At 50.2% G+C, this 21804-nt stretch carries 17 protein-coding genes; 4 read left to right on the top strand and 13 right to left on the bottom strand.

Translation table 11 applies throughout. The annotated features are described in order from the left end of the window. The first annotated feature begins 19 nt into the window (after positions 1-19). Positions 20-1309: a bifunctional folylpolyglutamate synthase/dihydrofolate synthase gene (locus P2W70_RS10060; RefSeq protein WP_276481318.1), complete on the top strand. Its 1290-nt coding sequence runs from the start codon at positions 20-22 to the stop codon at positions 1307-1309. Here P2W70_RS10060 and P2W70_RS10055 read toward each other — a convergent pair. The 7 genes from P2W70_RS10055 to glgB all read right to left on the bottom strand — a co-directional run bounded on the left by P2W70_RS10055 (position 1304) and on the right by glgB (position 8877). Further along, positions 1304-1855 carry an NUDIX hydrolase gene (locus tag P2W70_RS10055; RefSeq protein WP_276481317.1) on the bottom strand — a complete coding sequence of 184 codons (552 nt, stop codon included), beginning with the start codon at positions 1853-1855 and terminating at the stop codon, positions 1304-1306. The genes P2W70_RS10060 and P2W70_RS10055 overlap by 6 nt on opposite strands. Positions 1856-1952: 97 nt before the next feature. Then, on the bottom strand, positions 1953-2672 hold the full coding sequence (locus tag P2W70_RS10050) for a (Fe-S)-binding protein (protein ID WP_276481316.1): 720 nt from the start codon (positions 2670-2672) through the stop codon (positions 1953-1955). Between the two features lie 27 nt (positions 2673-2699). Next, on the bottom strand, positions 2700-3203 hold the full coding sequence (ribH, locus tag P2W70_RS10045) for a 6,7-dimethyl-8-ribityllumazine synthase (RefSeq protein ID WP_276481315.1): 504 nt from the start codon (positions 3201-3203) through the stop codon (positions 2700-2702). 110 nt (positions 3204-3313) lie between these two features. Further along, positions 3314-4033 (bottom strand): tetratricopeptide repeat protein, encoded by a 720-nt coding sequence (locus tag P2W70_RS10040; RefSeq protein WP_276481314.1) that lies wholly within the window; start codon positions 4031-4033, stop codon positions 3314-3316. A gap of 42 nt (positions 4034-4075) precedes the next feature. After that, a complete protein-coding gene (gene pdhA / locus P2W70_RS10035) occupies positions 4076-5074 on the bottom strand; it encodes a pyruvate dehydrogenase (acetyl-transferring) E1 component subunit alpha (protein ID WP_276481313.1) in 999 nt (332 codons plus the stop codon). 646 nt (positions 5075-5720) lie between these two features. Further along, on the bottom strand, positions 5721-6761 hold the full coding sequence (locus P2W70_RS10030; protein WP_276481312.1) for a tetratricopeptide repeat protein: 1041 nt from the start codon (positions 6759-6761) through the stop codon (positions 5721-5723). A gap of 166 nt (positions 6762-6927) precedes the next feature. Next, positions 6928-8877, bottom strand: a complete 1950-nt coding sequence (gene glgB / locus P2W70_RS10025; protein ID WP_276481311.1) for a 1,4-alpha-glucan branching protein GlgB — start codon at positions 8875-8877, stop codon at positions 6928-6930. 408 nt (positions 8878-9285) lie between these two features. Between glgB and P2W70_RS10020 the strand changes: the two genes are divergently transcribed. Beyond that, positions 9286-12069, top strand: a complete 2784-nt coding sequence (locus tag P2W70_RS10020) for an outer membrane beta-barrel protein (protein ID WP_276481310.1) — start codon at positions 9286-9288, stop codon at positions 12067-12069. A gap of 34 nt (positions 12070-12103) precedes the next feature. Continuing rightward, positions 12104-12841 carry a GLPGLI family protein gene (locus tag P2W70_RS10015; protein ID WP_276481309.1) on the top strand — a complete coding sequence of 246 codons (738 nt, stop codon included), beginning with the start codon at positions 12104-12106 and terminating at the stop codon, positions 12839-12841. A 90-nt stretch (positions 12842-12931) separates the two neighbouring features. Here P2W70_RS10015 and P2W70_RS10010 read toward each other — a convergent pair whose 3' ends face one another. Together P2W70_RS10010 and P2W70_RS10005 are read right to left on the bottom strand one after the other, a co-directional pair. Next, positions 12932-14806 (bottom strand): alpha-amylase family glycosyl hydrolase, encoded by a 1875-nt coding sequence (locus tag P2W70_RS10010; RefSeq protein ID WP_276481308.1) that lies wholly within the window; start codon positions 14804-14806, stop codon positions 12932-12934. 39 nt (positions 14807-14845) lie between these two features. Next, on the bottom strand, positions 14846-16231 hold the full coding sequence (locus tag P2W70_RS10005) for an MFS transporter (protein ID WP_276481307.1): 1386 nt from the start codon (positions 16229-16231) through the stop codon (positions 14846-14848). A gap of 213 nt (positions 16232-16444) precedes the next feature. On the opposite strand from P2W70_RS10005, the gene P2W70_RS10000 reads away from it, so the two are divergent. Continuing rightward, a complete protein-coding gene (locus tag P2W70_RS10000; RefSeq protein ID WP_276481306.1) occupies positions 16445-17923 on the top strand; it encodes a hypothetical protein in 1479 nt (492 codons plus the stop codon). Positions 17924-18180: 257 nt separating this feature from the next. Here P2W70_RS10000 and P2W70_RS09995 read toward each other — a convergent pair whose 3' ends face one another. From P2W70_RS09995 to P2W70_RS09980, 4 genes are all read right to left on the bottom strand, one after another. Beyond that, positions 18181-18747 (bottom strand): hypothetical protein, encoded by a 567-nt coding sequence (locus P2W70_RS09995; RefSeq protein WP_276481305.1) that lies wholly within the window; start codon positions 18745-18747, stop codon positions 18181-18183. Positions 18748-18812: 65 nt separating this feature from the next. Further along, positions 18813-19445 carry a hypothetical protein gene (locus P2W70_RS09990; RefSeq protein WP_276481304.1) on the bottom strand — a complete coding sequence of 211 codons (633 nt, stop codon included), beginning with the start codon at positions 19443-19445 and terminating at the stop codon, positions 18813-18815. A gap of 5 nt (positions 19446-19450) precedes the next feature. After that, on the bottom strand, positions 19451-20233 hold the full coding sequence (locus tag P2W70_RS09985; RefSeq protein WP_276481303.1) for a fatty acid desaturase family protein: 783 nt from the start codon (positions 20231-20233) through the stop codon (positions 19451-19453). 263 nt (positions 20234-20496) lie between these two features. Continuing rightward, positions 20497-21771 carry a glucose-1-phosphate adenylyltransferase gene (locus P2W70_RS09980; protein ID WP_276481302.1) on the bottom strand — a complete coding sequence of 425 codons (1275 nt, stop codon included), beginning with the start codon at positions 21769-21771 and terminating at the stop codon, positions 20497-20499. Positions 21772-21804: the final 33 nt, after the last annotated feature.

Genomic DNA, 21804 nt, shown 5'->3' with positions numbered 1-21804 from the left:
TGTGGCTCCAACATTCGCCATGACGTACGAAGAAACGCTCGATTATTTATTCACCCGGTTGCCCATGTTCAGCCGCATCGGGGCCGCCGCTTATAAGAAGGATCTTACCAATACCATTCAGTTGCTGGAGCAGATCGGCAACCCGCAACAACATGTCAAGACCATTCATATTGCCGGCACCAATGGCAAGGGCTCTACCAGTCATATGCTGGCATCGATCCTGCAGACCGCCGGTTATAAAACCGGGCTTTACACCTCGCCGCACCTGCGTGATTTCCGCGAGCGTTTCCGCATCGACGGCGCGATGATCGATAAAGACTTCATCATCGATTTTACCCGCCGCATTCAGCCTGCTATCGATCTGATAGAACCTTCCTTCTTCGAGATCACGGTAGCCATGGCCTTCGAATATTTTGCCCAACGCGGTGTCGATATCGCCGTGATCGAAACGGGCCTGGGTGGCCGGCTCGACAGTACGAATGTCATCACCCCCGAATTGTCGGTGATCACCAATATTGGCTACGACCACATGAACCTGCTGGGCAATACGCTGGAGGCTATTGCCGGTGAGAAAGCAGGCATCATCAAACCCGGGATTCCGGTGGTCGTGGGGGAAACCAGTCCTGTTACACAACCCATCTTTGAAGAGGTGGCTGCTACTCAGCAATCGCCTATATACTTTGCCGATCAACTGCGTTATGTCGCCGACTGGACCTATGAGCACCATGCCCTGACCGCGCAGGTCACCCGCCACGGTCGCGATGAACGCATTGCCTACCGCCTGGACCTGCCCGGTTTTTACCAGACCAAGAACCTGGTGACGGTGCTGGAAGCAGTGGACCAGTTACAGCAACGTGGCTTTCACCTGCCAACCGAGACTGTACAGGCCGCCTTGCAACAGGTAAAACAAAAGACCGGATTACATGGCCGGTGGGAAGTGATCCATCAGCATCCCGCTGTGATACTGGATGTAGGTCACAATGAAGATGGCATGCGGCAGATCCTGTCGCAGGTGGAATTGACCCACTACGATCACCTCCATATGGTGATCGGCATGGTGAAAGACAAAGAGATCGAAAAGGTATTGCAACAATTACCGAAGGAGGCCCATTACTATTTCACCCAAGCTCAGATACCACGTGCCCTTCCGGCAGACGAGCTGTCCGCACAGGCAGCCACGCACGGCTTGCAGGGAGTCGCCTATAGCGACGTGAATACAGCCCTGAAGGCAGCTTTGCACAAAGCACAGCCGAGGGACCTCATTGTTGTTTGCGGTAGTGTATTTATTGTCGGGGAAGTGGTGTTATAAAGCACCCAGTTTTTTCAATCCATAATAAAGGGCCGTGACGTGCATGGCCTGGATGATCTCGTTGTTGTCGAGCAGCCTTTTCAGCTCGTCGATCGATACGAGGTGGATCTCGATGTCCTCATTGTCGTCGAGCTCCTGCTCACGTACCTTTTTACCACCGGTAGCCAGGTACATGTGCATCATGTTGTTGTTGGTGGAGGGATTGGCGCTCGTTTTGCCGAGGTATTCGAATTTGGTGAAAGCATAGCCCGTTTCTTCCAGCAGTTCACGTGCGATGGCCTCTTCGTTGCTGGCATCGGTATCATCAACACAACCGCCGGGAATCTCCAGGTGGCTTTCTCCCAGGCCATGGCGGTATTGACGCTCCAGGATCACCTGCCCATCTTCTGTCAGGGCCAGTGCCGTTACCCAGTTGGGGAATTCATATACATAATAGGGGCTGACGATCTGTCCATCGGGTCGCTCGCAGGTGTCTTTGCGAACGGTAAACCACATGTCTTTGAACAGGTATTCGGATTTGAGGGTCTTCCAGCTAAGGTCGCGCATAGGGAGATTCTGTTATGGTAAAATGCTTCGTTAATGGATCGTCGGTCTCGCTTTCCTCCTCGTTGCCTAAATGCCTTGCTGCCTCGTTGCCTTTCCCCTACCAACCACTGGCCAGCACATCGGCGATGTGCATGGTTTGCAGGGCGATGCCCTTGTGGCGGATATAACCGTCGATGTGCATGAGGCAGGAATGATCGGTCGAGATGATGCATTCTGCACCGGTTTGCCGGGCATTGCTCACTTTCTGATCGGCCATACCGATGGAGATGGGTTCGAACTTTACGGCGAACGTGCCGCCAAAACCACAGCAGGTTTCCACGTCGTTCATTTCCGTCAGCTCAAGGCCACGCACTTTGGACAATAACGTACGGGGTTCACTTTTAATTTTGCACTCGCGCAAAGCAGCGCAGGAATCGTGGTAGGTAGCTTTGGCGTGCAAAGAAGCGCCCACATCTTCCACGTGCAATACATTGACGAGGAAATCGGAGAATTCGAAAATGCGCTTCTGCATTTCTTTCACCTCGAGGTGGTGCGAGGAGTTGTCGAAAAGCTGGGGATAGTAATTGCGTACAAAGCCGGTGCAGGAAGCGCTGGGCGCTACGATGTAATCGGCTCCGCTGAAATCTTTCAGGAATTTGGTACACACCTCCTTGGCCTCGCGCTGAAAGCCGGCGTTGAAAGCCGGTTGGCCGCAACAGGTTTGTTCAGCGTTGTACTCCACACTGCAGCCCACTTTTTCCAGCACCTTCACCATGTTGAAGGCGGTTTGCGGGTACAGCTGATCGATGAAACACGGTATGAATAATTGAACGTTCATTGTTCCCTGCCTGTAAGAGAAAACCCTCTATTTTTTGTGAAAAGAGTTGACCAACGCGATCATCTTGATAGCGGTGATGGCGGCTTCTTCGCCTTTGTGGCCATGCTTTCCGCCGATGCGTTCGTCGGCCTGTTGCTGGTTATCTACGGTCAATACACCAAAGATGGTGGGTACGGGAAGGGTAAGATTCAATTGGGTGACACCCTGGGTGACGCCCTGACAAACATACTCGAAATGCGGGGTATCGCCACGCAGTACGCATCCCAGGGCGATGAAGGCATCGGGACGGTCATCGCGGTACTTATTGGCATCCCAATAGCTTTTGATGCCAAAGGGAATTTCGAAAGCACCGGGTACATTCACGATAGAAACGTTCTTCACACCCTGTTGTTCAAATACACGCAGGCATCCTTTCTCCAACTCATCGATGATCGCTGCATTCCATTCTGTACGGACTATAACGATACAGGCATCCTTCTTCAGGATGCCTGTATCAACTTGTAATAATTTACTATTGCTAACTTCAGCCATAATTCATTCAAAGGTTCTAATCTCATTCAAAAGCCATGCCCACCGGATGCGCAGTAACCTTTTAACTGGTAGCCGCTACCTATAGGGTGTGCGACAGCTACCTGACCTGTTTACTTGGTATAACCAAGCTTGCCGAGGTATTTGTCAATATCCTGACCGCCTTGTGCCGATGGCATGGCGCTGCGGGGATATTTATCTTTTACCTGCCTGAGGATCGTGATGGCATCCTGTGTTTTACCGGCTTCGCTCAACAGCATGGCTGCGCGGAACAGGTATTCGGGAGCGTTTACTTCATCTTCCGGGAAAGTGCTGCCAGCTTTCTTGTAGTGATCGATGGCTTCTTCTTTCTTACCGAGTTCTGAGTAGGCATCGCCCAACAAACCTTCTGCACGCATTTTGGCTACCTTCTCATCGGTAGAGAATTCTTTCAGGTATTTAACTGCGTTGTTGAAGTCGCCCAGTTGCAGGTAGCAGGCACCGGCATAGAAATTAGCGCGGTTACCGGTTTTGGTGCCACCATATTTGGAGATCACTTTCAGGAAACCGTTGCTGACGCCGTCGCCGTTGAGGGCGAGTTTGGCAGAATCCTGGCGGAAATACTCTTCAGCCTTCCACATTGCTTCGGAAGCCTTGAGCTCCTGGGGTCCTTTATAAAGACTGTTATAAGCAAAATAGCCGCCTACGAGCAATACGATTACAGCAATTGCAATACCGATCGCTTTGCTATTCTTGCTCCAGAACTCCTGGGCATTTGCCACCACTCTTTCTTCAGATGTCTTTTCTGCAGGAACAACAGGAGTCTGACCGGTTGGCTGATTAACAGTAGCCATGTTTGTACGTGTGTTTTTAATGTTGGTTTGTTAGGGTTGTCCTTAGTCTACGATGAAAGGATAGTTTGCATCCATCGCCACGTCCTTCAGCACTTCGTCGTCAGAAGGCCAGGGTGATTCTTCGGCAAACTTCACGGAACCTTCTACGGTTTCCGATACACGCTTGTCGATCGCTGCAATTTCGTCTTTTGTAGCGTATTTATTCTTCAGGATGGTATTTAATACCAGCTGGATCGGGTCACGTTGTTTGTACTCTTCCACTTCTTCCTTGGTGCGGTATTTCTGTGGATCGGAGATGGAGTGACCTTTATAACGATACGTCTTGATCTCGAGCAAAGTAGGACCATCTCCTTCGCGGGCGCGTTTTACGGCGCGGGAAATGGCTTCGTGTACGGCTTCTGCGCTCATACCATCGACGGTATCGCCGGGCATTTCGTAGGCGTCAGCCAGTTTATAGATATCGGTTACGTTGCTGGTACGCTCTACCGAGGTTCCCATGGCGTAGTTGTTGTTCTCGCAAATGAAGATCACGGGGAGCTTCCAGGTCATAGCCATGTTGAAGGTCTCGTGCAACATACCCTGGCGGGCAGCACCGTCACCAAAGAAAGTGAGGGCTACGTTGTCGGTTCCTTTATATTTTTCAGCGAAAGCGAGTCCGGCGCCGGTACCGATCTGAGCACCTACGATCCCGTGACCGCCAAAGAAGAATACATCTTTTCCAAAAAAGTGCATCGAACCACCTTTACCTTTTGCACAGCCGGTCGCTTTACCGTACAATTCGGCCATACAAGCGTCGGGCGACATGCCTTTGGCGAGGGCCAGACCGTGATCGCGGTAGGCGGTTACAAACGGGTCTTCGAGACGGGTAGCGGTCATACAGCCTGCAGCGATGGCTTCCTGGCCGATGTAGGCGTGGAAGAAGCCGCGGATCTTGCCGTCCATTTTATACTTTTCTTCTGCCATGAGCTCAAACTGACGGATAAGCTGCATCAGTTCGTACCAGTACAAATATGTCTCCTTACTGAATTTGGTTGCGGCCACTATGCTTAATTTGAGGTTACCTGCCTAAGAATCATTTCCTCAACCCGGTTGTCCGGAAGGAAAAGGCGGGGGCAAAGATAAGGGGTAAATGGGAAAATCCTAACAGATTGTTACGCTTTTACATATGGCGTTAATAACCTGACCGGGAACCAGTTAAAAGGTGCTGCCAGTGCAGGTTTCAGGGCTGCCGGGAAGCCTCCCGGGGCTATACTGCCGGTAGCTGGTCCGGCACTAAGGGGTAGTTTGCGGAACATCCGCTTAACCCGTTACCGGTCAAGGCTTTCAGGGGGCCAACCACTTATGAAAATGCGCCTTTACTACGGAAGCGGTACGGGAGCGGTATGGGAGCGGGTAAATCCCGCCGCCGTGCGGGTACTACACCGATCCGTCCCGAAGTTGTTTCCGGGTGCGCCGGACGGGCCAGTTACCGGCCAAAGAAGGCCGATCCCTGGGCCAACCATGGGAAAACTGCGCTTTAACTGGCCAGGATCACCGATGGATGGGGCCACCCTGGCGGGTCATTGGTGGCCGATCTGGCGGTCGACCGCGAGGCCGCTGCCCGCATGCGGGCATAGAAAAAGCCCCTGCCGGGGCTTTGTATGGTTGATGGGTAAGGTCCATGCTGTCATTCCGGGTTGGCCAGGCACTATCGCCCACCCGGCATTTTCTTCTCCTGGCGCAGGTCTTTCAAGCTGGGGTCGAGGGCAATGGCCTGGTTGCACAATTGCTCGCCCTTTGCCGTATCGCCTTTCTTCTGATAAGCCATGCCGATCATGTACAGGGCATTCATGTTTTTCTTGTCGATCACCAACAGCTTGTCCCAGGTATCGATGGCATCCTGGTACTGTTTATTGCGGTAATAGGCGTCGCCCACATTGTAGATCAATTCGGCATCATGGGGCCGGTGCTCCAATACCGTCTTCAACAAAGGAATACCCTTTTCGTATTCTTTCATATTGACGTAGGCATTGGCCAGGTTCTCGAGGTATACATCGGTACGCTTATAGCCTTTTTCTGCCGCCATTTCGAACCAGTATACGGCTTTCTTATCGTCGGGAATTGCATAGGCCACCATACCCGCTTCAAACATCCAGTTGAAATTCTTCGGGTCACGGGCAATGGCCTGCTGATAGCAACCTTCGGCCCGTTTATAATTGCTCATTTCCACGAAACAACGACCAGCGATATAAGGCACTTCCGCTTTGGTGGAATCATCGCGGAACGCGCGCTCGCAGTATTTCAATGCTTCGCCATAGTTTTCCATTTCATAATAAGCCTTGGCAATGATGAAATTGACGGGCTTGGTTCCTATTTTTTTCGCCTGCATCAGTTGTGCGTATTTCACTGCCTCGGGCCACTTGCGGGCGTTGATCGACAGTGTGGCCAGGTTTTCGATAATGACGGGGTTCTCCGGGTCTTTCTTTTCAGCCTCCAGGAATTTTTCCCGGGCTTCCATATAGCGGTTTTGCGCCACCAACACATTGCCCCACTCTACGAGATTAGCCGTGTTGCCATGGCCAAACTGGTCGGATTTTGCAAAATGCTTTTCGGCTTCGCGGAAGCGGCGGGCCTGCTGTTCGGTAATGCCTTGTTGGTGATAGTAGGAAGCGCTGTCGGCGTTTTGCGCGATAGCGGTGGTGGTTGCACAGGTGCTGAGCAGCAACCAGACAAGTCGGTACTTTTTCATACTGGTGGATTTGGATATAGCGGCGGCTTTGACCGGCGTTTACAGGGTACTCCTTTTCGGCAGTACTCCCATCACATTACTGCAAAACACCTGCCTGTATTGTGTTTCAGGCAGTTACCGGGCAGTAAAAGATAACCCGTTCAAAATCTTTCAGCTATGTGTTGTACTATTTAAGTACAACTATCCCCAACGGCGGTAAATGGATATTTATTTCGTAGCGGTTTTGCTTTTTATCCACAAGCGTTGTGATGATCTCCGGGTTGAACACATCGCCCGTACCGCCATATTCAGGCTGGTCGCTGTTGAAGATCTCTTTCCACGCATCCTTGCCGTTGGCAAAAAGCTTCCAGTCGCGGTGTACGGCGGGCGTCAGGTTGAGTATTACCAGCAGGTCGTCGGTGGGGTCATTGCCTTTGCGGCGGTACACCATCACACACTCGGGCCGGTGGTTGAGGTCGATCCATTCAAACCCATCCGCCGTGAACTGCTTTTCGTACAAAGCCGGCTCGCGGCGCAGCAGGGCATTGAGGTCACGTACGCAATCCCGCAGGCCGCAATGTGATTCATATTGCAGGAGGTGCCAGGGTAGTTCGGATTTGTAATTCCACTCTACATTGGAACCAAACTCGTTGCCCATGAAGAGCAGCTTACCGCCCGGGTGGGTGAACATATATCCGTACAAGGCGCGCAGGTTGGCAAACTTCTGCCAATCATCTCCCGGCATTTTGTACAACATGGGACTTTTGCCATGCACCACTTCATCGTGGCTCAGCGGCAGCATGAAGTTCTCATCGTAGTAATACATCATGCTAAACGTAAAACGGTTCTGGTGAAATTGCCGCTCGATGGGATCGAGTTTGAAATAGCCCAGTGTATCGTGCATCCAGCCCATCATCCATTTCATGCCGAAGCCCAGCCCGTCCATAAAGGTAGGCCGCGACACGCCGGGCCAGTCGGTGGCCTCTTCGGCAATGGTCTGCACATCGGGAAAATCGCGGTAGATGGTTTCATTCAGGTCTTTGATAAAAGCGATGGCTTCGAGGTTGCCATCTCCCCCGTGCTCATTGGGTTCCCACTCTCCTTCTTCACGCGAATAGTTGAGTTTGAGCATGGAGCTCACGGCATCGACGCGCATACCGTCGATGTGGAATTTATCGAACCAGAAGCGGGCGCTGCTGATCAAAAAGGATTTGACCTCGGCCCGTTTGTAATTGAATATATAGCTGTTCCAATCGGGATGAAACCCTTTGCGCATATCGGCATATTCGTAGGTATGGGTGCCATCGAACATAAACAAGCCATGTGCGTCGTATGGAAAATGGGAAGGTACCCAGTCGAGGATAACGCCGATGCCGGCATTGTGAAAGGCATCCACCAGCCCCATAAAGCCCTGCGGGTCACCGTAGCGGGAAGTAGGTGCAAAAAAGCCCGTGCCCTGGTAACCCCAGCTGCCATCGAAGGGGTGTTCATTCATGGGCATGAGCTCCACATGGGTAAAGCCCATTTCTTTTACATAGTTGACCAGGCGGTCCTGGAAAAACTCATAGGTGTTATACCGCTCTTCATCATGCGCATCGGGGCGCATCCAGCTGGCCAGGTGTACTTCATACACACTCCAGGGCGATTGGGTACTGTTATTGACAGCCCGGTGTTGCATCCAGTGCTGGTCTTGCCACTGGTACCCCAGCTCCCAGGTGATAGAAGCGGTATGCGGGCGGCGCTCCCAGAAGTTGGCATAAGGATCGCCCTTGTCCATTTTGCGGCCGCGGAAGCCATGTATATGGTATTTATAGACCTCTCCTTGGGGCATATAGGGAATGAATCCTTCCCAGATGCCTGAATTGTCGAGCCGTACATAGAGTGGATGTGACTGGGTATTCCAGTCATTGAAATTACCGGTGACTGAAACCCAGGTGGCATTGGGCGCCCATACGGCGAAATAATAACCCGTTTTGCCCAATACCGTAATTTCGCGTGACCCAAACAGTTCATATAGCCGGTAATGTGTTCCCTGCTGAAAATTGACGATGTCTTCGGTAGAAAACAGCGAATAATTCCACACCGGACGGGTACTGTCTACAAAGTGAATGTCCTCGTACTTTTTGTCTTTTGCCACGCGTTGAAATTTATTTACACTTTATTTATGGATTCTTTAACGTGCCGCATCATACAACATCCGCTGAACCATGCGTTTGACCGATGATCATTGAATTATGTTAAAACGGACCTAAAGCCTTTAAGATAATACTGATTATCCGGAATTTCGTGCCGCCCCGAAGAACAGACACCCGGAAGTTCGTAAATATTTTACGGTATTTCCAAACCAACGGTCTTTGTTTGTGCGTCTTTTTGGTAATCGAGATCCGCCTGTTTGCAGATGTGTGACCCCGGCTTGCAGATATCGTTTCATTCAGGTAGCTCCAGTGTGTAGTTTAGCTCAGGTTCTGCGTATAGAGATCACTTTAAATTAACACTGAATAGCATTTAAGTATTAGCCAAACCATAATCAACCCAGCAAAGACCGATGCGAAAACTAATGTTGACCCTGTTGGTACTCCTTGTATCTACAGTGTACCTGATTGCACAACAGCCTGCTCTTAAAGGTACTGTAATTGACACCAGTGAAAAGAAAAATCTATCCAATAGCGTAGTCGCGCTGCTCCGTAAATCCGACTCGGTATTGGTTTCTTTCGGCCGCACCGACAAAACCGGCCACTTCTCCCTTACAAAGTTCACGCCTGGCAAGTATGTGTTGATGGTAACCCATCCTGCGTATGCCGATTACATGGATTCTATTGAAGTGAAGGACGCCGCGCCTGTCAATCTCGGCAATATCGCCATGATCCTCAAATCCAAGTTGCTGGAGGAAGTGGTGGTATCGCACAAACTGGGCGCTATCCGCATCAAAGGAGATACGATCGAATACAAGGCCGATAGCTTCTATATGCGCGCCGGCTCTACGGTAGAAGACTTGTTGAAGAAACTACCCGGTCTGCAGGTAGACCGCAATGGTAAGATCACGGCCCAGGGTGAAGCCGTTCAAAAAGTTCTCGTAGACGGGGAAGAATTCTTCAGCGATGATCCTACGATCGCCACCCGCGGATTGCTTTCGGATGCCGTCGATAAAGTGCAGGTATTCGATAAGAAAAGTGATCAGGCGACCTTTACCGGTGTAGACGACGGACAAAAGATCAAAACGATCGACCTCAAATTAAAGGAGGATAAGAAAAAAGGGTTCTTTGGTAAAGCAGAACTGGGCAGCAATGGCGACCAGTACTGGAACAATAGCCTGATGTTGAATGCCTTTAAATCCAAACGCAAGTTCTCGGCCTTTGGCCTGATGTCGAGTACGGGCAAAACTGGCCTCGACTGGCAGGAAAGCATGAATTACGGTGGCGTCAATGCGCAGTCGGAAATGAGTTCCGATGGAGGCATGATGATGTTCATCGACGGCGGCGGCGACGATTTTGGTGGCGGCAGTTATTGGGGCGAAGGCCTGCCCAAGGGCTGGGCTGCCGGCCTGCATTACTCCAACAAATGGAACCAGGACAAGCTGCACCTCAACGGCAATTATAAATTCAACAAACTGAATACGGAGGCATCCGGACTCAACCTCAGCAAATACATCCTGCCCGATACCTTGTATTATGTCAATGAAACCGGTAATAACTACGAGAGTAAGGAAAGGCATCGTGTGGACGGGATCTTCGAGGTACAACTCGACTCGTCCTCTTCGATCAAACTGACGGCCGGTGGCTCGACGGGTAAATCGAATGCGATGCGCGTCAGCAATTCAGAGTGGCTGGATGAAAACGGCAACCCCGTTCGTACCATCGACCAGCGTACTACGTCTATTGGGGAGAACAAGGCCTTCAACTCTACCCTGCTCTACCGAAAAAAATTCAAGAAACAGGGCCGAACGATCTCGCTCAACTTCACGCAGGATTACCGCGAGAATGAAAGCACCGGCCAGTTGTATGCCAAGAATGATTATTTCGACGCCAATGGCAATAAGACGGAACAGATCGTAGACCAGCAAAAGATCAACGACAATATTACTGCTATGGTCAATGGCCGTGCCGTGTATACGGAGCCCCTGTCGAAAAGAGCCTTGCTCGAGTTCAACTATGGACTGACCAATAACCACCGCCAATCGCGCAGAACGGCATTGGAAAAAGATGGTCCTACCAGTCCCAAGTACGATGAGATCGTCGACTCGCTGACCAACGATTACGCCTTCAATGTATTGACCAATACGGCCGGTATCAACTACCGCTATGCCAAGCCTAAAAGGATCTCGTTTGGCTTTGGTGTGAATGTGTCGAAAGCCGACTTCACCCGCAAAGACCTGAAGACGAACCAATCGACGAAGTACAGCTTCAATAACTTCTTCCCTTCTGCCAACGTAAACTGGACCCTGGGGTCTAATGGTAACCTGCGCTTCAACTATTGGGGCAATACGCAGGCGCCTTCGATCGACCAGATTCAACCGGTGGCCGACAACAGCGACCAGTCGAATATCCGCATCGGTAATCCTGATCTGAAACAATCTTTCCGCAGCCGCTTTAACCTGAACTATAACAAGTTCCAGATCCTGTCTGAAACGAGTATCTGGGCAAGTGTCAACTTCAGCACGGTGCAGAATGACTTCAGCTCCATGACCACGGTCAACAATGGTATGCGCGTGACCAAACCGGTCAACGTGAGCGGTAATTACAATATCAGTGGTTACTTCGACTATGGCAAAAAGATCAAAGCGATCAATACGACCATCGGTCCCAGCGTGAGCGCCAGCAAGAGCCGCAACATCAACTTTATCGACGGTCTGGAGAATACCAACAACAACTACAGTTATGGTTTTGGGGTAAGCGCCTGGGGACAGAAGGAGAAGAAGTACCAGTTCAGTATCCGTCCGGAACTGCGTTACAACGAGTCCAAATCATCCCTGCGTCCGGACGTAGTGACCAAGTACTGGACACAGACTTATGATGCCGACCTCACCGTATACCTGCCCTGGAAACTGGAGATTGGAACCGATGTGAGTGTGAACATCCGCCAGAAGACCGATGCCTTCGACCGCAACAACAACGTGGTGCGTTGGAATGGTCGCCTGGAAAGAAAGATCCTGAAGAAAGACGCGGGTCGTCTGCGCTTCTCGGCTTTCGATATCCTCAACCAGAACATCGGTTTTGACCGGAGCATCAACAGCAACTTTATCAATGAAAGGACCTACGATACCTTCCAGCGTTATTTCATGCTGAGCTTTATCTGGAATTTCAACAAGAATGGCCAGCCGATGGGATGGTAATCAACAGTCACTAATAACTCTATAAACTAATTATATGTCTATCCGCTCTCTTTTGTTCACCCTGCTGACGATATCCGGCGCTTTGGCAGCCCGGGGCCAGCAATTCGTGACACACGGTAAAATTGAATTTGAACGCAAGACCAACCAGCACTCGCTGCTGGAAGAATCGAGTATGTGGGATGAGGCGATGAAGAAAAACTCGCCCAAGTTCCATACCGCTTACTTTGACCTGTATTTCAAAGATGGTCTTACGCTGTACAAGCCTGGGCGCGAACCGGAGGTAAGGCAGATGAAACTGTTTCAAACCTTCCCCTCCGACAATACGATCCAGACCAATTTGTCGACCGACAGTTCAACGGTGCAGAAAGACATCATGAACGATCTATACATCATTAGCAGTGCTACCCGCAAGATCGACTGGAAGATCGGCACGGAGATCAGGAAGATAGCCGGTTTTGATTGTCGCAAGGCCGTTGGCCGTGTGATGGACTCGTTGGTAGTGATCGCTTTCTATACCGATGAGATCGTGCCTTCCGGTGGTCCTGAATCGTTCAGTGGCCTGCCTGGGATGATCCTGGGCCTTGCGATCCCGCGGATGCACGCCACCTGGTATGCCACCAAACTGGAGTTGATCGATATCAGTGACAAGGACCTGGCGGCTCCCAAAAAAGGTAAGAAAACTACCAAGGAAGACTTCAATGGCCGTTTGACGGAGATGTTGAAAGACTGGGGCAATGAAGGCAAACGCATGATCCCGATGATCTTGTTATAGCCATGATAAACGCGCTTCAAACCATCAAAATAGCAAAAGGCAGGGTGATCATCACCTTGCCTTTTTGCTGTATGAACGATGTGGTTGTTTTTACTGCAGTTCGAGCACCCACTGTGTTTTAGCCGGTATCTTTATCGTAGCGCTTATCGTGCTGCTCTTTCCGGTTGTGACTTCCCTACCCTCTTTAAATCCCTTCAGGCGCTCCTCGAAACGCGCGGTATTGATTTCCTTCGCTTCTTCGCTTATATTCATGATACACATCACGGTTTGCCGGGCATCGTAGCGGAAGTACACGTAAACGCCGTCCTCGGGTACATACTGCATCAGTTTACCCGTCTTGATGGCGGAAGACTTTTTACGGAACCGCGCCAACGCGCGGGTATAGTTGAAGAGGCTGTCTTCGGCTGGTGTGCGTCCCTGCGCCGTAAACTTATTGGCACTATCGCCTGCCCAGCCACCGGGGAAATCAAGCCGCACGAGGCCATCGGGGTTGGCGTGGTTCTTCATCATCACTTCAGTACCGTAATACAGTTGGGGTACGCCGCGGAAGGTCAGCAGCCAGGCGAGTCCGATCTTCAGTTTCTGCACATCATCCCCCACGACGGACAGGAAACGGCTGAGGTCGTGGTTGTCGAGGAAGATCACCTGCTTCATGGGGTGTTTGTAGACAAAATCGTTGGAGGCGGTGAGGTAAAGGCGGTTCACGCCTTCCGTCCAGCCAAAGGGCTGTGTCAGTGCCGGTACAATGCCATACAGGTTCAATTGGAAATCGGTAATGGCCGGCAGGTTGCTCTTAAAAGGTATCTGGTATACATTCTCCGTAAAAAAGCTCTGGTTGGGAATGCCATGTACCCAGGTCTCTCCGAAGATGTGTAGCTGCGGATATTCGTCGAGGAGTGCTTTGTTGCACCGGTTCATGAAATCGAGGTCGTTGTAGGCGTAGGTATCGATGCGCCAGCCATCGAGCCCAAATTCTTCGGTGCACCACAGGGCGTGTTGTATGAGGAAGTTGCCTACATAGGGATTGCGCTGGTTGAGGTCGGGCATGGATGGCACGAACCAGCCATCGCTCATCTTCTTCTTATCGATGGCGGCCGCATAGGGATCCATCAACACCTGGTCTTTGTAGGTGGTATTGGTGTAGCGGGGCCAGAAGTGGAACCAGGTACTATCGGGCAGGTCGCGAAACAGGAAATGTTCGATACCGACATGGTTGTATACGGCGTCCTGGATCAGCTTCATGCCACGTTTGTGCAGGGCATTGGACAGGGAATGATAGGCCGCTGCCCCACCGATGCGTGGCTCGATGGTATAGTGATCGGTAGCTGCATAGCCGTGTTCGGTACGCGAAGGCATATCGTTTTGCAGTACCGGATTGAGCCACACGGCCGTAACGCCAAGGTCTTGCAGGTAATCGAGGTGGTTTTCGACGCCCTGCAGGTCACCGCCATGGCGGTCGAATATTTCCTTCCGGTTGAGGCTCTGGTCTTTCATGCCGGCGATGCGATCGTTGGAGGGGTCGCCATTGCTGAATCGGTCGGGCATGATGAGGTAAATAAGGTCTTCGCTGGTGATGCCTTTGATGCGCGTTTTGCCGTTCTGTTTACTACGTGCTTTGAGCTCATAGTTGATCTTCACCTGTTCGCTCAGGATCGTGTTGGCAAGGGTGAGTTGCTTGATACCGGGCTTCGCATTGGCTGCGATCTCGACATCTACAAACAGGTAATGGTTGTTACCGGTTGGGCGCCAGTGGCGGATCACCTTAAAGTCGGCACTGTTGGACAGTACGGTATGTTTGGAAGACGTAAGGCCGGAGGGCCGGTAGATCATCAACTGCAGTTGGCGGTTCTTCATGCCGGTCCACCAATGGGTAGGATATACTTTCACATCGTCCTGGGCATATGTTGCCAGGCAAGTCAATAGTGCCATAGTGGCAATCAGCGATTGCCTGTAAAACAACTTCATCACGGTATAATTTGATTTGTAGGCAGTACCTATGAATGATTACAACAGGTCTTCTTTCATTTTATCCTTCACGATGAGGGCACAGACAAAACCTGCCAACACCAGTAACCAGCCTCCGATCTGTACGGCCATGAGGCGGTCGTTGTGCAATACATTTTCCATGAACTTACCGAAGAACAGCGATGCGATAATCTCGGGCAGTACAATGAAAAAGTTGAAGATGCCCATGTAGATGCCGATCTTATTTTCGGGCAGGTGGCCTGCCAGCATGGAATACGGCATGGACAGGATAGATGCCCAGGCGATGCCGACCATACTCATGGAGAGGAACAACATCGATGGGTCGGTGACGAAGCTGACGGAGATCAGGCCCAGTCCACCGAGCATCAGGCAAAAGGTATGGGTCATTTTCCGCCCAAACTTGCCTACCCAGAAGGGCAGGGAAAAAGAGAAGAGGAACGTAACGAGGTTGAGTACCGCAGAGGTAGCACCGGCGTGTTCGATACCAGCGGTATATTGGTTAAAGGCTTCGGAGCCATTAGCTGCCTGGGGATCACCTTTGAAGAAATTCTGTCCTACGGTGGGGGCATAATAAAACCACATCAGGAACAGCCCGGGCCAGGTGAGAAATTGTACCAGGGCCAGTCGTTTCATTTGCAGGGGCATGTTGGCAATGGAGTGAGTGATCTCTTTGACGGCGCCGGCAAAGCCGCTGCCATGTTGTGCATTGAGCTTTTCTTTCCAGTCGCGTTCGCGCGGGGGATACTCTTTGCTGCGCAGTACGGTATACAAAACAGCGCCGAGGAACATGATGCCGCCGATGTAGAACGACCACATGATGTTTTGCGGAATGCCACCGGCTACTTTGTCGCGGCTGATGTTAAACCAATTGGCCAGTACACCGGGCAAAAAACCAGCGATACAGGAGGCAGCGCCAATGAACATACTCTGCATGGCATAGCCGAAAGACCGTTGCTTGTCGTTGAGGTTATCGGCCACGAAAGCCCGGAAGGGCTCCATGCTGATATTGATGCAGGAATCGAGTATCCAGAGGGTACCTGCCGCCATCCAGACGGTGGGCGAATTGGGCATGATGAAGAGGGCCAGGGAGCTTAAAATAGCGCCGATCAGGAAGTACGGCCGGCGGCGTCCCCAACGGGGGTGCCAGGTGCGGTCGCTGAGGTAACCGATGATGGGTTGAATGATGAGGCCGGTCATGGGGGCGGCGAGCCAGAGACCGGGGATCTGCTCAGGTTTGGCGCCCAGGTATTCGTAAATGGCGCTCATATTGTTCATCTGGAGGGTCCAGCCAAACTGGATACCGAAGAATCCGAAACACATGTTCCAGATCTGCCAGAAATTGACGGTTGGTTTCTCCAGCAGCGCTTTATCCGTTTCGAGCGTGAGGGGTGTCGTAGGCTCCATAGCAATCGTTATTAGTGGTTGACGACGGAAAGATAAGGAGTTATTGTGTAATTGGTACACATAGTCGGGAATTCCTTATTTCCCCTACTCCAGGATAGCCGGAAAAGGGCTTGTCAGTTCCAGGTCATTACCTGGGCTCCATTGTAGCGGGGGGCATAAATCTTTGTATATTAATAGCTGGCTGGTATCTTTACCGGCCTAACCCCTACAAACATGTTATTTGTTTTTATCCACCGCACCCGTGTATTGTTATATTTTCTGTTACTGTCATTTAATTTTTCGGCTACCGCACAGCTTATTACCAGGCAAACAGAGACAAATAAAGACTGGAGTACAATAAGCATAATGGCTAACGCCGGAGGCGCACACATACACCAATACAACTATACTTATCAAAATGCCATTCTATACATTGGGGATACTGCGGCAGTCGTTGCTGCCATGACTAATGGCACCTGGAAACCCCGTTTGTTACAGGTAGACGATAAATTGAACACCAAATGGGATATTCCGGTGGATGGAAACCTCTTTGGTGTTGCCAAAACCCCCAAATTGGGTTTGGCTTTCTACACCCGATATGAGAAAGAACGTAATGCGCCGGCACCTACCATATTGGTGTATGTACTGGGAGTCGATCTTCAATCAGGGGAAATAGCATTTGATAAATTAATCATGGAACGCCAGAGTGATAAACATGTTGAGGCAAAAGTGCTTACTGGTCCAGACGGTACGTTTCAGCACGTGCTCATCCGTGTATCCAATCGACGGTACCACGAAAAATACAATAGCAACAGTGGCAAATGGGAAGGAGAAAGTATAGAATTTAACCTTATCACTTCTGGTGGGGAAAATTTTAGTGAACGCCAGATCTTACCCATTAAGACCGATGGTACCGATAATATGTTTGATGGTGCGATTGCCAACAACCAGGGAGATTTTTTTATCGTATCCTCCAATAACAAAAACGTAGTAGTGGAGAAATTTGACCGGCATGGCAAAGCTGTTGATCGATTAGCAACAAACCTGACGAAGCTTTCAACTTTCGGTGGATTCAGGTTGGCCATCAATGAGCAAAACGACCAATCCCTTTTACTACTTCCTCCTGGAACCGAAGGAGTAAGTGTTAATATATTCAGTTTTGACTTCAGCCGCAAAAAGGTGTTAGCAGTGACAGCACCTGCCGATAGAGCGTTTTTCGACAATATTATGGCGCTGCCCGTCAATGCTCAAGAGCAGTTAAAGTATAAAGAGTTAAAAGATCTGGAGCCCGAAGGAATTATACAACACAATGGCCGGATCATTGCCATTCGGGAGGTACTGACCAGTGAAGAAGGCAAGTATCCTGGTTCCTGGGCCACAGCAAAACATACGATCATTGTATCCATATACGACCAGGACCTGAAGGTGCTGACACATATCGCCTGTAAAAAGGAGTTCCTAAGTTATACCCTCAGAAAAACTTCTATAGGATACACAGTCAGGAACAACCAACTAATAATAGCCACGAATATTGGGGATCTTAAAAATGCGCAGGGTGCGTATATAGTCATAGATCTGGATACTTATAAGAAGGAAACGATCAATACAAAATCTTACACCTTTGAAGGCTCGGCTACCTGTTGGTTTAAAAACCGTTTCTGGATTCAATCATTAATAAATACGGAAGCCCGATTTGCCGAATACACCTACTAAGCTATAAGCTGTGCAAATACCTGGCGGCGAGGAGTGTTGGCTATAGGTCCCCTACTTCCTGATTGATTGCAGGCATGTCTGCTATTGAGCCGGTCCACCGCCCTAAACTGCTGGGTCAAGACTGGACGGTACAGCGTGGTGGTTGGTTCAGTTTGCATAACAGGATCACGATTAAGCGTATGTGCAAACGAATATACGTTTAATCGGTGTAAACGTTGTACAGAATGGCTGATGGTGTTTTTTAGAAGTGGCGACTGTTAGCTTCTGGAGGGAGGATCCAGGCGTGGCTCAAAACCGTTTACTTTCAGGAAGGCGATCTGGTCTTCGATGAGTTCCAATACTTCTTTATCGTGGACAGCCTCTTTAGGAAGCAGGATGGACGTTTGTACAAAGATGTCTTCAAACTTGAGTCCCCTTGGCTTCAGCAGTTCTTCGATCTCTTTTTTCGTTCTGCGCTCGTTGATCTTTTCATCTACGCCGATATAGATATTGAATCCTTGACTGGAAGCACTTTTGATCTTCACCGGAAACCCATCGACGACGCCAGTGGTTCTTTTGCCGGAAAACAAAAAGCGCGAGCGGGTAGCCGTGTAGCTGATCCAGAAACCATTTGCGAGCAGGTATTTGAATGGAGCGCTGGCAAATAATACCGTGGCCTTCGAAAAATCCATGTAAGCGCCCAGCAGAAAAACAATATAGCCGAAGAAGGCCAGTGAAAAAGCCAGAAATCCATTCATCCATGCATCCTGCAGGTAAGATTCAAAGGGTGTAGTACGATTGAAGATGGTCAACACGACAAATATGGCCACAAAAAATATGACCAAACCCCAAAACTTTTTCCTATTCAACAGGATGTATTGCAACATAGATCGTATAAAAGTACTATACTTTATCTCAATTGCCACCCTTTGCTGACTAAAAAAGATTTGCAGTCAGGGCAAAAGTCATGTTCTTCATCGAGGGGATTGCCTCCCGCTGCGTCACGCATATAGCAGGATATCACACTGCAATGTGGCAATCCCTGGGTATGACCAAGTTCATGGATCGCTACTTTATAATACTGTTGTTGCTGGCGCTTTTTCGTCAAGCGATAAGTAGATGCAACGCAGGCCTGGCCCGGACAATAGCCGTAGCCCATCACTCCCCAATCCTTTATGTCGCCCTTGGTAACACTGATATCTTGTGTTGTCAGTCCGATCAAGACAGTATCGCTGCTACCAAACTGTCGCAGGTACGCGATCAATGAATCTGCCCGGTAACGAATACGTGGTGCATACCAGGCATGCGCAGGAAGTGGGATAGATGACCGCAGTAACACCTTACGATGGACCGATTTTAGCTCATTGTATACCTGTTTTGCCGTCGCCGACGGGAAGTCACCCAGCGGTTGGACCACTACTACACGCGATACATGTATCACTGGTTGCCGGCAGGCTACTTTGCCGGACAACCAGGGTAACAATAAGAACAGTATACATTTTTGTAATTGTGGCTGGCCGCCTGTGGGCGGTCGTTTGTTCATGCCCATCAAAACGTTTGTTTTTTCTCCAGTTCAGGCAAGGTTTCATCGATGCGGCGAGCCAATTCGGGTAGTTTGATGGTGGGTACTGCCGGAAATAGATGGTGTTCGAGGTGATAAAACATGCTGAAGGTGATGCGGTTCTTCCAGCCACTTCTTTGCGTACGGGCCAGTTCAGGTGTTTCTTCCGTATGGTGATGCACGGTCCATACCGCAAAAAACGCCATCAGGAATTCTCCGATAACCATTACTATAATGTGGTAGATCAGGAAATATAACTGGAAATAAAAAACCACGAAAGCAAATAGCGCAATCGAAAGCAGTTCGACTAATACGTTGCGTACATATTGCTTGTTGCCCAACTGCAGGGTGACCTTATGGATCAGGAACATGTGTACCGGTCCATAGAGTATCGCTCCGTACCACGACATCCCTGCCGATTTGCCTTCATAATCTTCCTCCGTGAGGCAGTATTTGTGGTGACGGATATGGTTGAACTTAACCGCATGGATCGACGCCATCATCAGGATACTATTCAGGTACAGCGAAAGCCAGGTAAGAAATTTATTGGTGCCAAGTGAATTGTGGAAGCCATTGTGTACCTGTCGTAAAGCGGTGAGGAAGAAGAAAGCAGAAAATGGTAATGCAAACCAGTAATAACCAATATAAGCGAGCGTCCAGGAACCGAGCAACCAGGGAATGGTCAGGTTGTTTTCGATGAGCATTTCGCAGACATTGAGCTGGCGCAGGTCTTTCCATTGAACACGACGTACAATTTCAGCGTGGGTCATATGGGAGGTTTTTATTGTCGGAGCAACTGGCAGCGCGCACAAAGAAGCTGGTTCACAACAGCCGGGAGATTTCGGCCACCATTAATCGGTAAAAGTAAACAATGATCGACAGAAATCAAAGAATTAGTGTGGGTATTCAGGTGAGGTTAGCTTCCGAAAACCCCGGCAAGAGCTTTAGCGGCATCTATGATAGGTTCTACGCTGTCGGACATAAAAAAAAGCCGCCCGGGGGCGACTTTTTCAATATAGTTTGTAACGCGCTGTTAGATCACAAATCCATCAGGCAGGATGGCCCCTTTCTTCACGACTACGATACCATCTTTGATGGTATAGAGCGAATGATCGGTGCTTTCCAGCTGATCGTGCCCGTTGATGCGTACATCATTACCAATCCGGCAGTTCTTGTCGATGATGGCATTTTTGATGTAACAACGGTCACCGATGCCGAGTGTGGGCAGGCCACGTTCGGTGGCATGTGACATCTCGGGAATCGTTTCGTAATAGTCGGTACCCATCAGGTAGCTGCTCACGATGGTGGTACCATAACCGATGCGGCTACGAATACCGATCACACTGTGCTCGATGCGGCTGGCATTGATGATACAGCCTTCTGAGATGATGGCTTTTTCGAGGGTAGTACCGCTGATCTTCGCCGGCGGCAACATCCGCGCACGGGTATACACCGCGTTGGAGTTGTCGAACAGGTTGAAGGGCGGGATATCCTGCGTCAGGGCCAGGTTGGCCTCGAAGAAGGAATAGATGTGGCCGATATCGGTCCAGTAACCATCGTACTGGTAGCTGGCCACTTTATAGTTCTGCAGGGATCCGGGCAGGATCTCTTTACCGAAGTCTGTGCAATCCTTGTATACATCCAACAGCAGGTCGTTGAGTAGCTTCCTGTTGAAGATGTAAATACCCATGGAGGCCAGGTATACTTTGCCCTGCGCTTCCATTTCGGGACCGGTATCGCTCGACCAATCGGGCAGCAATTCTTTCTTAGGCTTCTCAATGAAGGAGGTGATCAGGTTGTTCTCGTCGGCTTTCAGTATGCCGAAGTCAGATGCTTCGCGGGCAGGTACCGGGATGGTAGCGATGGAAATATCGGCCCCGCTATCCTTGTGGTTCTGCAGCATTTTCTGAAAGTCCATCTGGTACAGCTGGTCGCCCGACAGAATGAGTACATATTCACATTCATGCTGATTGAGGTGGCGCAGCGATTGCCGTACGGCATCGGCGGTACCCTGGTACCAGGACGGGTTGTCTGGTGTTTGCTCCGCTGCCAGGATATCAACAAACGCACTGCTGAAAATACTGAAGTGGTACGTGTTCTTGATGTGCTTGTTGAGCGAGGCAGAGTTGAATTGTGTCAACACGAACATGCGGTTGATACCGGAGTTGATACAATTGGAAATAGGGATGTCTACCAGGCGATACTTACCAGCAATCGGCACGGCAGGCTTGGAACGGCTGGCAGTAAGGGGGTACAACCTGGTGCCGGCTCCTCCACCCAATATGACTGCAATCACTTGTTTACTCATATTTGTCGGGTTTTTATATTTGATCAGTGCTAT

The sequence above is a fragment of the Paraflavitalea pollutisoli genome, from assembly GCF_029360705.1.
Classification (GTDB): domain Bacteria; phylum Bacteroidota; class Bacteroidia; order Chitinophagales; family Chitinophagaceae; genus Paraflavitalea; species Paraflavitalea pollutisoli.
The sequence above is the reverse complement of the archived record's forward strand: the minus strand, read 5'-3'. Positions and strand labels throughout refer to the sequence as shown.

Bases quoted from the DNA above. Each gene is read 5' to 3' on its own strand.
- P2W70_RS10000 (WP_276481306.1), top strand. From the start codon at position 16,445: ATGTTATTTGTTTTTATCCACCGCACCCGTGTATTGTTATATTTTCTG.
- P2W70_RS09990 (WP_276481304.1), bottom strand. From the start codon at position 19,445: ATGAACAAACGACCGCCCACAGGCGGCCAGCCACAATTACAAAAATGT.
- ribH (WP_276481315.1), bottom strand. From the start codon at position 3,203: ATGGCTGAAGTTAGCAATAGTAAATTATTACAAGTTGATACAGGCATC.
- P2W70_RS10015 (WP_276481309.1), top strand. From the start codon at position 12,104: ATGTCTATCCGCTCTCTTTTGTTCACCCTGCTGACGATATCCGGCGCT.
- P2W70_RS09985 (WP_276481303.1), bottom strand. From the start codon at position 20,233: ATGACCCACGCTGAAATTGTACGTCGTGTTCAATGGAAAGACCTGCGC.
- P2W70_RS10050 (WP_276481316.1), bottom strand. From the start codon at position 2,672: ATGAACGTTCAATTATTCATACCGTGTTTCATCGATCAGCTGTACCCG.
- P2W70_RS10040 (WP_276481314.1), bottom strand. From the start codon at position 4,033: ATGGCTACTGTTAATCAGCCAACCGGTCAGACTCCTGTTGTTCCTGCA.
- P2W70_RS10055 (WP_276481317.1), bottom strand. From the start codon at position 1,855: ATGCGCGACCTTAGCTGGAAGACCCTCAAATCCGAATACCTGTTCAAA.
- P2W70_RS10030 (WP_276481312.1), bottom strand. From the start codon at position 6,761: ATGAAAAAGTACCGACTTGTCTGGTTGCTGCTCAGCACCTGTGCAACC.
- P2W70_RS09980 (WP_276481302.1), bottom strand. From the start codon at position 21,771: ATGAGTAAACAAGTGATTGCAGTCATATTGGGTGGAGGAGCCGGCACC.
- P2W70_RS10060 (WP_276481318.1), top strand. From the start codon at position 20: ATGACGTACGAAGAAACGCTCGATTATTTATTCACCCGGTTGCCCATG.
- P2W70_RS10020 (WP_276481310.1), top strand. From the start codon at position 9,286: ATGCGAAAACTAATGTTGACCCTGTTGGTACTCCTTGTATCTACAGTG.
- P2W70_RS10010 (WP_276481308.1), bottom strand. From the start codon at position 14,806: ATGAAGTTGTTTTACAGGCAATCGCTGATTGCCACTATGGCACTATTG.
- P2W70_RS10005 (WP_276481307.1), bottom strand. From the start codon at position 16,231: ATGGAGCCTACGACACCCCTCACGCTCGAAACGGATAAAGCGCTGCTG.